This is a genomic window from Devosia sp. (assembly GCF_036676215.1).
Classification (GTDB): domain Bacteria; phylum Pseudomonadota; class Alphaproteobacteria; order Rhizobiales; family Devosiaceae; genus Devosia.
This window is the reverse complement of the sequence record NZ_JAKFDJ010000208.1, coordinates 1-11,109: the sequence shown is the minus strand read 5'-3', so window position 1 is coordinate 11,109 and position 11,109 is coordinate 1. Positions and strand designations below refer to the sequence as shown.

Here is an 11,109-nt window from a genome sequence, read left to right as displayed (position 1 = left end):
CAGCACCGCGCTCGGATTCAATGCCCATGGCGGCCATGGCTGCATCTCGGTGACGTCCAACGTGGCGCCGCGCCTGTGCTCGCAGATGCAGGAACTGTCGCTGGCGGGCGATTTTATCGGCGCCCGGGAGATCAACGACAAGCTGGTCTATCTGCACAAGGACCTGTTCATGGAGCCCAACCCGTCGCCGGCAAAATATGTCGCCAACCGGCTCAACCTCTGCGCCAACGAGATGCGGTTGCCCCTGGTCCCCATCAGCAAGCCGACGCAGGACGCCATGGACTTTGCAATCGCCCATGCAGGTCTTATCTAACCCTGATGGCTCCAAAGAACGACAAAGCAAAGAACGGTGTGATCAGCCACGGTCTCGTGGCTGAAAACCGCCGCTCGCGCTACGACTATGAGATCGGCGAGACACTGGAAGCCGGCATCGTACTGACCGGCACCGAGGTCAAGTCCTTGCGCCTGGGCAAGGCCCAGATCACCGAGTCCTATGCCTCTCCCGAACGGGGAGAGCTTTGGCTGATCAACGCCCATATCCCGGAATATCTGCAGGCCAACCGCTTCAATCACGAGGAAAAGCGCCCCCGCAAACTGCTGGTCTCGCGCAAGCAGCTTGCGCACCTCGACCAGGAAGTTTCCCGCGCCGGCAACACTATCGTGCCGCTCAAGCTCTTCTTCAACGACCAGGGCCGCGCCAAGATCCTGATCGGCATCGGCAAGGGCAAGAAGAACTACGACAAGCGCGAAACCGAGCGCAATCGTGACTGGAACCGCGACAAGTCCCGCATCATGAAAGAGGGTGGGCGCGGGTAGGGCCGGGCCCTATTCCTCCGCCACACCGACCACGGGAGCCGCAACCGGCCTTGCGCTCGGCGGCCGGCCGACGCTCTTGGCCAGGTCGGCGACATCCATGAAGAAATCCGCCTGCCGCCGCAGATCGTCGGAAATCATCGGCGTGGACGTGGTCAGCGTTGACACCACGGTGACGCGCTTGCCCTTGCGCTGCAGTGCGGCCACCAGGGCGGTGAAATCGCCGTCGCCGGAAAACAACACCATGTGATCGTAATAAGGGGCCAGCTCCAGCGCATCGACGCAGAGCTCGATGTCCATATTGCCCTTGATCTTGCGGCGGCCGGCAGCGTCGGTGAATTCCTTGGCCGGCTTGGTGACCACTGTGAAGCCATTATAATCCAGCCAGTCGATCAGCGGCCGGATCGAGGAATATTCCTGATCCTCGATCAGCGCTGTGTAGTAGTTGGCCCGCAGCAGATAGGCTTTGGCGCTGAATTCGGCGAGCAGGCGCCGATAATCAATGTCGATGCCGATGGCCTTGGACGTCGCGTAGAGATTGGCGCCATCGATGAACAGAACGATCTTTTCTCTGGAGTCGATGGGCATCTCAAATCTCCCATTTGCGGCTCGTACCGCCAAATGCTGCGCCGTGATAAAAGCAGTCTCGAAACTTCAAATTTAAATTCCGCCGAGAACCTTATCTTAACTTCGCTATTCGCACGTTTTCCGCAGCCCGGCAAGACATGTGGTCGTGATGGCTTTCGCAGGCTAATAGCCGGGCCGAGCCACGCCAACCTTGTGCCCGCGGGGTCGCTCGTGTATGGGAAGCGTTCATTCCATAAATTTTGGAGACGTCTGTGGCACGCGTCACCGTTGAAGACTGCATCGAAAAGATCGAAAACCGCTTCGATCTCGTTCTCATGGCCGCGCATCGTGCGCGCATGATTTCGTCCGGCGCCCAGATCACCGTTTCCCGCGACAACGACAAGAATCCCGTTGTGGCGCTGCGTGAAATCGGCGACGGCGCTATTTCGCCGGATGACCTGCGCGAAGACCTGATCCATTCGCTGCAGAAGTATGTCGAGGTCGACGAGCCCGAAGAGCACGCCGCTCCGCTCATCGAAAGCGCCAATGGCGATGATTCGATCAACTTCGACACCATCAGCGAAGAAGAACTGCTGCGTGGCATCGAAAGCCTTGCCCCGCCAGAACGCCGCGACGACTAAAGCTCGTTGCTCAGTGCATTTGGCACCCTCGGCGCAAGCCGGGGGTGTTTTCGTTTGATCGTGCCCAACCGCCCCCCATCAAGGGGAGGTGCTGCCCGGTGGGAGGAGCGGATCGAGCCCAAAGAGTGGAGAGAAACCTCCCCCTTGATGGGCTTGTGAGCGACCCGAAGGGGCAAATCGCTCCAGTGGAGCGATTTGAGCGATCAAGAGTAGGGGGTGGGGCAACGCGCACAAAGCAATGGCCATCCCTTCCCATCCCGCTGCAATTCAGATACTCCCGCTGCCACCCTTTCCATTTTCTTTCAAAGCGCTAAGCTCATTCTTTAAGCGAGCGGCGACCACCCCATGATGCGTCAGTACGAGCTTGTCGAACGCGTTCAGGCCTACAACCCGAACGTCGACGAGCAGTTGTTGAATAAGGCCTATGTCTACGCCATGCAGAAGCATGGCTCGCAGAAGCGCGCCTCCGGCGACCCCTATTTCAACCACCCGCTCGAAGTCGCGGCCATCCTCACCGAGCTCAAGCTCGATGATGCATCCATTGCCGTGGGCCTGCTGCACGATACCATCGAGGACACCGACGCCACTCGCGCCGAGATCGACCAGCTTTTCGGTCCCGAAATCGGCGCCATCGTCGATGGCCTGACCAAGATCGAGCGTCTGAACCTGGTCTCGCGCGAGGAGGCCCAGGCCGAAAACCTGCGCAAGCTGCTTCTGGCTATCAGCCAGGACGTGCGCGTGCTGCTGGTCAAGCTCGCCGATCGCCTCCACAACATGCGCACCCTGCAATACATGCCGCCCGAAAAGCGGATGCGTATTGCGCAGGAGACCATGGATATCTACGCCCCGCTCGCCGGCCGCATGGGTATGCAGGACATGCGCAACGAGCTGGAAGATATCTCCTTCAAGATACTCCAGCCCGAGCATTACCAGGCCATCGTCGCGCGCCTCGACGAGATGCAGGCCGAATATCGCGAGACCATTTCCACCATTTCGACTGAACTCAGCGAGCGCCTCGCCGCCGAGGGCATCACCGCGCGCGTCAAGGCGCGGGTGAAGTCGCCCTTCTCGATCTTCAACAAGATCGAGCGGAAGTCGATCGCGCTGGAACAGCTCTCCGACATGATCGGCTTCCGCGTCATCGTCGGCTCGCTCGAGGAATGCTACCGCACTGTCGGCGTGGTTCACACCCGCTGGAAGGTCGTGCCCGGGCGTTTCAAGGATTACATCTCAGTCCCCAAGCACAACGATTACCAGTCCATCCACACCACCATCGTCGGCCCCGGCCGCCAGCGCGTGGAACTGCAGATCCGCACCGAAGAGATGGACCGCGTCGCCGAATACGGCATTGCCGCCCACGCCCTCTACAAGGATGGCGCTTCGGCCGATCTGAGCCGCATAGAAAACGAGAGCCAGGCCTATGGTTCGCTGCGCTCCACCATTGCGCACCTGACGGCCGGCAATTCGACCGAGGACTTCCTCGAATACACCAAGCTGGAGCTGTTCCAGGACCAGGTGTTCTGCTTTACCCCGCGCGGCCGGTTGATCGCGCTGCCCCGCGGCGCCACGCCCATCGACTTTGCCTATGCCCTGCATACCGACATTGGCGACACCACGGTCGGCGCCAAGATCAACGGCTCCATCCTGCCGCTGGTGACCCAGCTGCGCAGTGGCGACGAAGTCGAGATCATCCGCGACCAGAACCATCTGCCGCCGCTCAACTGGCTCGGCATTGCCGCCACCGGCAAGGCCCGCGCCGCCATTCGCCGTTCGGTGCGCCAGGCCACCGCCCAGCGCGCCTTCGCCTTGGGCGAGCATGTGCTCAACATGATGCTCGAGCGGGAAGGCGTCATGCTCGACGATGCCGAGGCCAAGGCCCTGGCCGAAGCGCTGGGCTCAACCAGCCGCCGCGACCTGCTGATCGCAGTGGGCGAAGGCAAGATCGGCTCCGAGCCCCTGGCCGCCGAGCTGGCCAAGCTCAAGGGCCTGCGCAAGCGCCGCCGCAAGCTCGACCTGCCGGTGGCCGACACCGCCGATGGCTGGTTCGCCCTGCGCTCCACCGATCTCTTCCGCTTCCGCGTGCCTGGCGGCCAGCGTTCCGGTCCGCGCGCCAAGGCGGCTTTGGCACAGCTCGATTTCCACATGCCGGTAACGGTATCGGGGGAGGGGGTCGTGCCCGGTGATCGTCTGGTAGGCATCCTGCAGCCCGATACGGCCATGCTGGTCTATCCCATCCACTCCGATGCGCTGATCGACATGCACGACAGCGATGTCGCCTGGGTGGACGTGCGCTGGAACCTCGTCGGCCGCGAGGACAAGCTCTTTCCTACCGTCATCACCATGGAATCGGTCAATCGCCCAGGCTCGCTGGCGCAGATTTCCTCGGCCATCGCCGCCTGCGACGCCAATATCAACAATCTGGTGATGCGGATGATTTCGCCCGATTTTCACCAGTTGATCTTCGAAATCGAGGTGCGCGACCTTGCGCAGCTCACCGATGTTCTGGCAACGCTCAAGCGCAGTCCCGGCCTTTCCGCCGTCCAGCGCGCCGGCATTCGCGAAGCGGGCATGATTTCGACCCTGGAATGGGATGGCAAGGTCGACCGGAGGTTTGTCGATGACGAAAGATGACGTACTGACCATTTTCCGCGAATGCGGTGCCATGCTCGAAGGCCACTTCATCCTGTCCTCGGGCCTGCGCTCACCGGTCTTCCTGCAAAAGGCCAAGGTGTTTCAATACGCCGCCCAGACCGAAAAGCTCTGCAAGGCCCTGGCCGAAAAGATCCACGCCGATGGCTTTGGCGATGTGACCAAGGTGGTCTCCCCCGCCATTGGTGGCATCATTCCTGGCTACGAAACCTCCCGGCACCTCGGCGTTCCAGCCCTCTATACCGAGCGCGTCGACGGCAAGTTCGAACTGCGTCGCGGCTTCGAGATCGCCCCCGATGACAAGGTGATCGTGGTCGAAGACATCGTCTCCACCGGCCTCTCCATCCGCGAATGCGTCGAGGCCTTGCGCGGCATCGGAGCAAACGTAGTCGCCGCCGCTTGTCTCATTGACCGCTCGGGCGGCGAAGCCGATGTCGGCGTCCCGCTCGTCAGCCTCATCGAGTTCAAGGTCCCCGCCTATCCCGCCGACCAGCTGCCCCCCGAGCTGGCCGCCATCCCGGCCGTCAAACCCGGCAGCCGCGGCATCCAGGGTGTGAAATGATCATCGGCCTCGGCTCCGACCTCATCCAGATCCATCGCGTCGAGCAGACCCTCGCCAGATATGGCGAGCGCTTCACCAACCGCTGCTTCACCGAGATCGAGCGCCGCAAATCCGATCGCCGGGCGCAGCGCGCCGCATCCTATGCCAAGCGCTTCGCCGCCAAGGAAGCCTGCTCCAAAGCGCTCGGCACCGGCCTCAGCTGGGGCGTCTACTGGCGCGACATGGGCGTGGTGAACCTGCCCTCGGGCAAGCCGACCATGCACCTGACCAATGGTGCGGCAAAAGCGCTGGCCCGCCTTGTGCCCCCCGGACACGTTCCCCACATCCACATCACCATCACCGACGACGCTGGGCTCGCCCAGGCCTTCGTCATCATCGAGGCGCTGCCGCAAGATGGGCCCGAAAAGTTGTAGACTTTTCGGATCAGTCCATCGACCACTGCAATTGACCCGACCGGGACAAACGCCTAACGCTTCGGCAGCGTATTCCCGGGGAAATCCATGAGCCAGCCCGTCGACAAGCCCATCAAGAAGTCCGCGACCAATGAATGGGTTGAAACCATCGTTGTCGTGGTCGAGGCGCTGCTGATCGCCATCGTGCTGCGCTCCTTCCTCTACCAGCCCTTTTCCATTCCCACTGCCTCCATGCAGCAGACCCTGATGATCGGCGACTACTTCGTTGCCAACAAATTCGTCTGGGGCTACGGCAAGCATTCCTTCTCGCTCGGCCGCTACGGCGATTTCACCGCGCTCGATTTCGAGCTGCCGATCGGCAACCGCATCTTCGGCCGCGAGCCCAATCGTGGCGACGTCGCCGTGTTCCGCCCGGTGCCGCAGAACATGGAATATATCAAGCGCGTCGTCGGCCTGCCGGGCGATACCATCCAGGTCCGCGAAGGGCGCCTCTACATCAACGGCACCATGGTCGAGCGCGAAGAGATCGGCACGGCGCAGGATACCGACAGCGAAGGCCAGACCCGCGAGGTTACGGTCTACCGCGAGACTTTCCCCGAAGGCACGGTCCACACCATCCAGGAAATCTCCGACAACGGTCCGCTCGACAACACCTCCGAATATGTCGTTCCCGCCGGCCACTATTTCATGATGGGTGACAATCGCGACCGCTCAGCCGATAGCCGTGTGCTGAGCCAGGTGGGCTACGTCCCGGCCGTCAACCTCATCGCCAAGGCCGAGGCGCGCTTCTTCTCGATCAAGGACAATATTCCCCCCTGGCAGCTCTGGCAGTGGCCCGCCAATGTCCGCTGGGACCGCATGTTCCAGACCATCGATCGATGAGCCGTGCCGCGCGCAATCATGACAAGCTCCAGTTCCGGCTCGGCTACAAGTTTGCCGATCCGGACCTGCTGAACCGCGCGCTCACCCATTCCAGCGCCATCTCGCCGGCCAAGCGCATCGAGCAGTCCTATCAGCGCCTCGAATTCCTCGGCGATCGGGTGCTCGGCCTCGTCGTCGCCGACATGCTCTATCGTCGCTATCCCAAGGCCAATGAGGGCGAGCTGAGCCGCACCCTCAATACCCTGGTGCGCAAGGAAACCTGCGCCATCATCGCCCGCACCCTCGACCTCGGCTCCGCCATGATCCTGGGCGACAGCGAAGCCCGCACCGGCGGCGCCGAAAAGGAAGCCATTCTCGGCGACGTCACCGAAGCGGTGATTGGCGCCATCTATTGCGACGGCGGGCTGGGCAAGGCCTATGAATTCGTCGAGCGCATGTTCGAGGAATTCCTCGCCGATGGTCAGGCCAACAAGGCCGACGCCAAGACCACCCTGCAGGAATGGGCCCAGGCCCGCGGCCTCGAGCCCCCGACCTACACCCAGACCGAGCGGCGTGGTCCCGACCATGCCCCTGAATTTACCATCGCCGTCACCCTGGGTGATTTCGAACAGCTGAGCGCCACCGGCCCATCCAAGAAGATCGCCGAACACAAGGCCGCCGAACTGTTCCTGATTGCCCAGAAGGTGTGGAAGGAAAACCAATGAACACGCCCGAACAACTCTCCGATACCTCCTGCGGCTTTATCGCGCTGGTCGGCGCCCCCAATGCCGGCAAGTCGACCTTGCTCAATTCCCTGGTCGGCACCAAGGTCTCCATCGTCACCCACAAGGCGCAGACCACCCGCAGCCAGGTGCGCGGCGTGGTGACGCTCGACAAGGCCCAGCTGGTCTTCATCGACACGCCCGGAATTTTCGCCCCCAAGCGCCGGCTCGACCGCGCCATGGTCGATAGCGCCTGGGGCGGGGCGGGGGACGCCGACATCGTCGCCCTCATCGTCGACGTCGACCGCGGCCTGACGCCCGAGCTGGAAGCCCTGCTTGAGGGCCTCGAAAACGTCCGCCACCCCCGTATCCTGATCCTCAACAAGATCGATACGGTCAAAAACGAGGAACTGCTCAAGCTCTCCGAAGCCATCAATGCCAAGCTGCGCTTCGAAGCGACCTTCATGATCTCGGCCCTCAAGGGCTATGGTGTGCAGGACTTCATGGACTGGTGCATCAAGCACATTCCGCCCGGCCCCTGGCATTTCCCCGAGGATCACCTCACCGATCTCACCATGGCCATCACCGCCGCCGAGATCACGCGCGAGAAACTCTTCCTGCGCGTCCACGATGAGATCCCCTACAACTCCACGGTCGAAACCGAGTCCTTCAAGATCCAGAAGGACGGCTCCTACAAGATCGACCAGGTGGTCTATGTCACCCGCGACAGCCACAAGAAGATCGTGCTCGGCGCCGGCGGCCAGACCATCAAGGCCATTGGCCAGGAAAGCCGCAAGGAACTGATGGCCATGTATGAGGTGCCGATCCACCTCTTCCTGTTCGTCAAGGTTCGCGAAAAATGGGGCGACGATCCCGAACGCTACCGCGAAATGGGCCTGGAATACCCGCATGGGAAAGGCTGATCGCCTCTCCCACCTGCAGGCGTCGCCAGTCAGCGCTCTACGGCGCTCAGCACCAGCGAGGCATTGACCCCGCCAAAGCCGAAGGCATTGACCAGCACATGCTTGAGCGCCTTGGCCTTGGCCGTGTTGGCGACCAGATCGAACTGTGCCGCGCTCGCATCGGGTTCGTCGAGATTGAGCGTGCCCGGCACGATTCCGTTCTGGATCGATTTGATCGCCATGACCGCTGCCAGAGCGCCGGCCGCACCCAGCAGATGTCCGGTCGATGACTTGAGCGCACTGAGCGCCAGCGTCTTGCCCCGCCCGCCGAAAACCGCCTCGATCGCTGCCACCTCTGCCGCGTCGCCTACCGGCGTCGACGTGCTATGCGCGCTGACGAAGTCGATATCCTGGCTCGTGAGGCCACTCATGTCGATGGCCTTGCGCATCGCCACCTGCGCGCCGGCGCCGTCGGGCGAACCGGCCGTCAGGTGATAGGCGTCAGCGCTGGTGCCATAGCCAGAAAGAATCGCCAATGGCGTGGCGCCGCGTGCTCGGGCATGGCTCAGTTTCTCGATCACCAGCACTGCTGCGCCTTCTGACAGCACGAAGCCGTCCCGCTTGCCGTCGAACGGCCGCGAGGCTTTTTCCGGCGCGTCGTTGAAGTCCGTCGACAGGGCGCGGGCCGCTCCGAACCCCCCAATCGACAACGGATCGACCGATCCCTCGGCGCCCCCGACAATGGCGATTTCGGCCTCCCCCGTCAGCAACAGGCGCATGCCGTCGCCAATCGCCTGTGCCGAGGCAGCGCAGGCCGTCACCGGCGCCCCGATCGGCCCCTTGAAGCCGTAGCGAATGGAGATCCATCCCGCCGCCAGATTGGCGAGAAACGACGGCACCGTGAATGGAGACATCCGCCTGGGGCCCTTTTCGGCCACCAGCACTGCCGATTTCGCCATCACCGGCGAGCCACCCACACCTGAACCTATGATGGTCGCGGTGGCGTTCTGCTCATCCTCGGTCTGCGGCTCCCAGCCCGATTGGGCGATCGCTTCGGCCGCGGCGACCAGGCCATACTGGATGAACAGGTCCATCTTCTTGATGTCCTTGGCGTCGATTGCCACCAGCGGATCGAAGCCCTCCGCGTCGCTGTCCTTGCCCGGCACCAGGCCCGCGACCCGCGCCCCATAGGCCTCGGTATCGAACCGGTCATTGTGCACCACGCCCGAGCGGCCGGCGAGCAGCCGGCTCCAGTTGACCTCGGTGCTGACGCCCAGCGGGCTCACCACTCCCATGCCGGTGACGACGATCGGATCGTTCGGGTCGGACTTGAGCATCTGTTTTCCTCGTATATTGCACGCCTGGTGCGAATGGGTTGATTGGTCTCGCGCGGCGCTAAAGCCGCGCGACTTGCCGCAAGGCCGAGAGGACGGTGGGGAAGTCAGGATTGGCCAGTGTCTGGCGCAGCTCGGTCTGCGAGGCCTGCCAGATAGGCAATGCCCGCTCCATCAGCGCTTCGCCGGCCGCCGTCAGATCATAGATACGGCCATTGCCGCGCTGGGCGGATCTGCCGGCTACGATTGCCTTGCTCTCCAGCAATTGCAGATTGCGCGACAGCGTGCTCCGGTCCATCGCAATGCTGTCGGCCACGTCGGTAATCGACAGCCGGTCCCTGCGCGACAGAACGCCAAGGATGGTGAACTGCGCCGCGGTGATGCCCACAGCGCGCAGCTTCTGGTCGGCCCGCCGCGTTATCGCGCGCGCCGCCATTCGGCTGTTGAGCACCAGACATTCTGAAAAATCGAATTCCATCGCAGGCAGAGATAGTCGTGCATATACACGATGTCAAATCACCCGCGAAAAACGCCTCGACGGCGCAGGCGATCGGGGGCAAGAACAGATTATGGAATGGACTGGTGAAGCCCTGCTGATCGGTGTGCGCCGCCACGGCGAGACCAGCGTCATCGCCGAGGCCATGGTCGCCGGCCGCGGCCGCCATTTGGGCCTGGTCCGCGGTGGCCGCACGCGCCGCCTCGCCGCGGTCCTCCAGCCCGGCAACACCATCCAGCTCACCTGGCGCGCCCGCCTCGAAGACCAGCTCGGCATGTTCTCCGTCGAACTGCTAGAGGCCCGCGCCGCCGCACTGATCGAGGATCGCACCCGGCTCTATCTCAGCCAGCTCCTCTGCGAGCACCTGCGCCTCCTGCCCGAGCGCGACCCGCATGATCGCCTGCTCGGCATGGCCCTCCGCCTCATCGATAGCCCCCCCGATGGCGCAGCGCTGGCGCGCTTCGAGCTCACCCTGCTCGAAGAGCTGGGCTATGGCCTCGACCTCACCGCCTGCGCCGTCACCGGCGTCACCGACGATCTGACCCATGTCTCGCCCAAATCCGGCCGCGCCGTCTCCCGCGCCGCCGCCGCTCCCTATCTCGACCGCCTGCTGCCGCTTCCCAGCTTCCTCACCAGCCGCGGCAATGCCAGCCCGCACGACATCAAGGATGCGCTGAGCCTGACGGGATATTTCCTGCAGAGCCAGGTCTGGGGCCCAAGGCAGCTGGAGCATCCCGCGATCCGGGATGGCCTGGTGGGGATTTTGTCGAAAGAGGACTAAGGCCGACCGCGAAGGCTGTGCTCAAACCGCTCCCACCCACAGATCGTCACCCTCGGGCCTGAGCCGAGGGCTCTTCACTTGCGGACATCGGATAAGTACAGTCCCCTCGGGTCAAGCCTGAGGGTGACGACTGTATTTGTTGCGGTTTTCTGCAATTGACACAAACTTATCCCCCTCCCCAAAACCTGCCGCATACTGCTCCCATCTTCCCGCCAGAGCGCGATCATGACGAGTGATGAGTGGGTAAGACTGCCGGGGAGCATGGGTCGCCAGGCTCCCGCATGTATGCTGACCACCGGCCGGACGCTGGCAGGAGGAGAGAGGGGCACAGCGCCCCGCCTCCAGCTCGACCGTCCAACCCGAAAGGG

At 62.9% G+C, this 11,109-nt stretch carries 13 protein-coding genes; 10 read left to right on the top strand and 3 right to left on the bottom strand.

What is annotated here, in order from left to right:
• The coding region (locus V6M52_RS17145) for a dihydrodipicolinate synthase family protein (RefSeq protein ID WP_332702030.1) at positions 1-313 on the top strand (313 nt) is incomplete at its 5' end.
• Between the two features lie 5 nt (positions 314-318).
• Positions 319-816, top strand: a complete 498-nt coding sequence (gene smpB / locus V6M52_RS17140; protein ID WP_332702028.1) for an SsrA-binding protein SmpB — start codon at positions 319-321, stop codon at positions 814-816.
• Positions 817-825: 9 nt separating this feature from the next.
• On the opposite strand, the gene V6M52_RS17135 is transcribed toward smpB, so the two are convergent.
• Positions 826-1,401: a LabA-like NYN domain-containing protein gene (locus tag V6M52_RS17135; RefSeq protein ID WP_332688163.1), complete on the bottom strand. Its 576-nt coding sequence runs from the start codon at positions 1,399-1,401 to the stop codon at positions 826-828.
• 251 nt (positions 1,402-1,652) lie between these two features.
• Here V6M52_RS17135 and rpoZ point away from each other — a divergent pair, with 251 nt between their 5' ends.
• The 7 genes from rpoZ to era all read left to right on the top strand — a co-directional run bounded on the left by rpoZ (position 1,653) and on the right by era (position 8,151).
• Complete coding sequence (gene rpoZ, locus V6M52_RS17130; RefSeq protein WP_092179449.1) at positions 1,653-2,021, top strand: DNA-directed RNA polymerase subunit omega; 369 nt, start codon at positions 1,653-1,655, stop codon at positions 2,019-2,021.
• A gap of 345 nt (positions 2,022-2,366) precedes the next feature.
• On the top strand, positions 2,367-4,652 hold the full coding sequence (locus tag V6M52_RS17125) for a RelA/SpoT family protein (protein WP_332688162.1): 2,286 nt from the start codon (positions 2,367-2,369) through the stop codon (positions 4,650-4,652).
• Entirely contained in the window at positions 4,639-5,232 is a 594-nt protein-coding gene (gene pyrE / locus V6M52_RS17120) for an orotate phosphoribosyltransferase (protein WP_332702026.1), read from the top strand. The genes V6M52_RS17125 and pyrE overlap by 14 nt, the downstream gene beginning before the upstream one ends.
• The gene (gene acpS, locus V6M52_RS17115) at positions 5,229-5,645 is read left to right on the top strand and encodes a holo-ACP synthase (protein ID WP_332702024.1); all 417 of its coding nucleotides are present in this window, start codon (positions 5,229-5,231) and stop codon (positions 5,643-5,645) included. The genes pyrE and acpS overlap by 4 nt, the downstream gene beginning before the upstream one ends.
• Before the next feature lie 87 nt (positions 5,646-5,732).
• Complete coding sequence (gene lepB / locus V6M52_RS17110; RefSeq protein WP_332702022.1) at positions 5,733-6,527, top strand: signal peptidase I; 795 nt, start codon at positions 5,733-5,735, stop codon at positions 6,525-6,527.
• Positions 6,524-7,231, top strand: coding sequence for a ribonuclease III (rnc, locus tag V6M52_RS17105; RefSeq protein WP_332702020.1), 708 nt, complete (start codon positions 6,524-6,526; stop codon positions 7,229-7,231). The genes lepB and rnc overlap by 4 nt, the downstream gene beginning before the upstream one ends.
• The gene (gene era / locus V6M52_RS17100) at positions 7,228-8,151 is read left to right on the top strand and encodes a GTPase Era (RefSeq protein ID WP_332702018.1); all 924 of its coding nucleotides are present in this window, start codon (positions 7,228-7,230) and stop codon (positions 8,149-8,151) included. Before rnc ends, era begins: the two co-directional genes overlap by 4 nt.
• A 29-nt stretch (positions 8,152-8,180) precedes the next feature.
• On the opposite strand, the gene fabF is transcribed toward era, so the two are convergent.
• Positions 8,181-9,467: a beta-ketoacyl-ACP synthase II gene (gene fabF / locus V6M52_RS17095; protein ID WP_332702016.1), complete on the bottom strand. Its 1,287-nt coding sequence runs from the start codon at positions 9,465-9,467 to the stop codon at positions 8,181-8,183.
• A gap of 58 nt (positions 9,468-9,525) precedes the next feature.
• Complete coding sequence (locus V6M52_RS17090) at positions 9,526-9,915, bottom strand: MarR family winged helix-turn-helix transcriptional regulator (RefSeq protein ID WP_332702015.1); 390 nt, start codon at positions 9,913-9,915, stop codon at positions 9,526-9,528.
• Positions 9,916-10,033: 118 nt separating this feature from the next.
• On the opposite strand from V6M52_RS17090, the gene recO reads away from it, so the two are divergent.
• The gene (gene recO, locus V6M52_RS17085) at positions 10,034-10,741 is read left to right on the top strand and encodes a DNA repair protein RecO (protein WP_332702014.1); all 708 of its coding nucleotides are present in this window, start codon (positions 10,034-10,036) and stop codon (positions 10,739-10,741) included.
• The last annotated feature ends 368 nt before the right edge of the window (positions 10,742-11,109 follow it).

Excerpts from the sequence above, each read along its gene's own strand:
- rnc (WP_332702020.1), top strand. The coding sequence starts at position 6,524 with ATGAGCCGTGCCGCGCGCAATCATGACAAGCTCCAGTTCCGGCTCGGC.
- fabF (WP_332702016.1), bottom strand. The coding sequence starts at position 9,467 with ATGCTCAAGTCCGACCCGAACGATCCGATCGTCGTCACCGGCATGGGA.
- V6M52_RS17135 (WP_332688163.1), bottom strand. The coding sequence starts at position 1,401 with ATGCCCATCGACTCCAGAGAAAAGATCGTTCTGTTCATCGATGGCGCC.
- recO (WP_332702014.1), top strand. The coding sequence starts at position 10,034 with ATGGAATGGACTGGTGAAGCCCTGCTGATCGGTGTGCGCCGCCACGGC.
- V6M52_RS17125 (WP_332688162.1), top strand. The coding sequence starts at position 2,367 with ATGATGCGTCAGTACGAGCTTGTCGAACGCGTTCAGGCCTACAACCCG.
- pyrE (WP_332702026.1), top strand. The coding sequence starts at position 4,639 with ATGACGAAAGATGACGTACTGACCATTTTCCGCGAATGCGGTGCCATG.
- lepB (WP_332702022.1), top strand. The coding sequence starts at position 5,733 with ATGAGCCAGCCCGTCGACAAGCCCATCAAGAAGTCCGCGACCAATGAA.
- acpS (WP_332702024.1), top strand. The coding sequence starts at position 5,229 with ATGATCATCGGCCTCGGCTCCGACCTCATCCAGATCCATCGCGTCGAG.
- smpB (WP_332702028.1), top strand. The coding sequence starts at position 319 with ATGGCTCCAAAGAACGACAAAGCAAAGAACGGTGTGATCAGCCACGGT.
- era (WP_332702018.1), top strand. The coding sequence starts at position 7,228 with ATGAACACGCCCGAACAACTCTCCGATACCTCCTGCGGCTTTATCGCG.